This window comes from Nitrososphaerota archaeon (assembly GCA_029785825.1).
GTDB lineage: Archaea > Thermoproteota > Nitrososphaeria > Nitrososphaerales > Gagatemarchaeaceae > UBA183.
Map to the genome: position 1 here is coordinate 1,704,758 of JAFLYY010000001.1, position 229 is coordinate 1,704,986.

1 rRNA gene (only partly in view) is annotated in these 229 nt (G+C 57.2%); it reads left to right on the forward strand.

The features are described from left to right. Positions 1-30, forward strand: a 16S ribosomal RNA gene (locus tag JRN21_09175); it begins 1,402 nt to the left of the window's first position. Positions 31-229: the final 199 nt, after the last annotated feature.

Consider the following 229-nt stretch of genomic DNA (forward strand, 5'->3'; position numbering starts at 1 on the left):
GTAGGGGAACCTACAGCCAGATCACCTCCTTAGAAGAACAGTCGAGCGAGTATGACCACGCACTGCAACGAGGAGTATCTAGGTAGAGCACAACCTACGGAAGATGCAACGTCGGGTCGTAGATTCGACGTGAAGGGCCAGCGCCCTCGCCCGCACGGTGGGGAGCGCGATTAAGCCGTGCATAGGGTTCGCGCAAGCATCCGCCGGGATGTTATACTCATCCGTAATG